Raw genomic sequence first — 2,395 nt, 5'->3', positions numbered from 1 at the left:
CTTAACTTTTCTTCTTTACTCCATTTATTCATAGAAATGCCCCCTGAATATTGTCCAATATTCAGGGGGCATTTCAGAGCGATGAGGAGGCTCACCGGCCACCCCACGGAAAGCGCTCGATTCCCCGGAGCCCGCTCGCTTCCTATGAAAATACTTCTTCAGCAAGCTGAAAAAAGAGGCCCTCATCAGAGTGCCTCTTTTATAATGCGTTTGTAATACAGGACCGACAATAATCCGAAGACGGAATAGAGCAGGGTGTAGACGCCCATGACGACGAACATCGGTGTCCACAGCTCCGTTCCGAAGAAGAACCAGCCGGATTGGACGGCGAAGTAGCTGTGCAGCAGACCGACGACGAGCGGGATGCCGAAATTGAACAACTGCTTCCCTTGAATTCCCCGCAGGAGATCGCCGCGGCTGAAGCCGAGCTTTCTCAGAATCGTGTAGTTCGGTTTCTCTTCATCCCCTTCGTCCATCTGCTTGAAGTATAGAACACAGCCGGATGTGACGAGGAAGGTAAGTCCAAGGAAGCCGACAATGAACATACTCAATCCCATTGTTTTTTTCTGTGACTCCGTCTGCGCATAGAGGGACAGGTTTTCGTTCTCCTTTGCAAATGTCATCGATTGGAAGATATCATCCGCCGTTTCGATGTCCGCTCTGTCTTCCACGTTCACCCCTGTGTACGTGTCGTAGGTGGTCTGGATATCGTCCAGCTGCTCCTGTTTCAGCTTTTGGAAGGTGTTCTCACTGACGACGGCCGCTGGTGCGCCGAACGTGAAGGCTCTGGAGAGGACGTTTTCTTTCGTGCTGCCGATGTAATCTGCGTCCATCTTCCCTTCTGATGTGATCAACTGCACCTTGCCCTCGTCCTTCAGCTGGGACATCTGCATGTACGCATCGTTGTAGCCGGCGAACAGGACTTGATCATCCTCAAGCACCGTGTCCTCCAGAGCCGTATCAGCGACGACCGGCATATCCATTTGATTGTTCTCTATTTGCATTTCCTCTAAATTCGTACCAAAAATGTCTTTGACCATCACCCGCGCATCTGTAACGTCGACCTTTTCTTCGCTGTAGGCGATGCCGGTCTGATCAAGCGCCTCCGTGTAGGCGGCCGCATCTTCTTCGGACACGAAACTGAAATCGTCCGGAGAAGAAATGCTTCCGACATCATAGACCGAATAGTACGAAATGTAGGTGAGCGACAGCAGACCGATAGCGAGGGCGGAGACGGTCGTGATGATCGTCAGGAGCATCGCATTCGATTTCATCCGGAACATCATCGATGATAAGGACAACACTTCATTGATGTTCAAATATCCCTGCTTATTTTTGCGAAGCAGGTTCGATACGAAGCGTACCGATCCCTTATAGAAGAAGTACGTTCCGATGATGACCGCTGCCAGAATAAAGACCATTGCCGCAAACAGCTGGTTCATGGAATTGAAATCCCCGCTGAACAGCTTCGAGGAGACGTAGTAGCCTGCGATGATCAGGGTCAGTCCGAAGATACCCATCAGAATCTCCCAGACGGATATGTTCCCGACTCTCGTCTCCGTCTTCGATTTCGTCCGGAACAGCGACAGGATACTCTGTCTGCGGATGAAAAAGTAGTTGAGCAGCATGATGAACAGATAGATTGCCATGAAGACAAGGATCGTTTGGATCAAGGCCTTCCCGGAAAAGGACAACGTGGCGACTTCCTCGATGTCTGTAATCCGGAAGAGCGCCATCATCATCAGCTTCGAGACGGCGAAACCGGCGAACGTCCCCACAATCAAGGAGCCGAAATAAACGATCAGGTTCTCCAGGCTGATGAGCCGGAAAATCCGGTTCTTCGTCATTCCGATCAGCTGGAACAATCCGATTTCCTTCCCGCGCCGCTTGATGAAGATATTGTTCGCATAGATGAGGAAGATGGCTACGATCGCAATCAAGAGAACGGAAGCGACCCGCAGCGCAGCCTCGCCCTTGATTGACCCATCCATGCTCATCGCCGGATCATACTGCAGCGTCACGAACGAGAAGTAAAGCGCGACACTGAAAATGAGAGCGAAAGAGTACAGGTAATAGTTCTTCACATTCTTTTTCAAATTGCGGATAATCAGTTGATTAATATTCATAGTGCACCCCGCTGAGGACGCCCTGGGTTTTCATGATGTCTTTCAGGAATTCCTGCCGCTGCTGGTCTCCTTTATTCAGCTGTGTGTAGATCTGTCCGTCTTTGATGAAGATGACGCGGGTACTGTAGCTTGCTGCGACTGGGTCGTGGGTGACCATAGCGATCGTCGCCTCTTTCCGCTCGTTCAAACGACCGAGCTTACTAAGGAGATCAGACGCTGATTTCGAATCGAGCGCGCCTGTCGGTTCATCGGCGAAAATGATGCTCGGA

At 50.8% G+C, this 2,395-nt stretch carries 1 protein-coding gene and 1 pseudogene; both read right to left on the bottom strand.

Features of this window, described 5'->3' with window-relative positions:
- Positions 1–185: 185 nt before the first annotated feature.
- On the bottom strand, positions 186–2,126 hold the full coding sequence (locus tag D479_RS19410; RefSeq protein WP_008640512.1) for an ABC transporter permease: 1,941 nt from the start codon (positions 2,124–2,126) through the stop codon (positions 186–188).
- Positions 2,116–2,395, bottom strand: a pseudogene (locus tag D479_RS19405) (bacitracin ABC transporter ATP-binding protein); the annotation flags it as partial. The gene D479_RS19410 and the pseudogene D479_RS19405, both read right to left, overlap by 11 nt.

The organism is Halobacillus sp. BAB-2008 (assembly GCF_000328325.1).
Lineage (GTDB): Bacteria > Bacillota > Bacilli > Bacillales > Halobacillaceae > Halobacillus.
Note: the sequence above shows the minus strand (reverse complement) of the source record. Positions and strands in the feature narration are given on the sequence as shown.

Excerpts from the sequence above, each read along its gene's own strand:
- D479_RS19410 (WP_008640512.1), bottom strand. The coding sequence starts at position 2,126 with ATGAATATTAATCAACTGATTATCCGCAATTTGAAAAAGAATGTGAAG.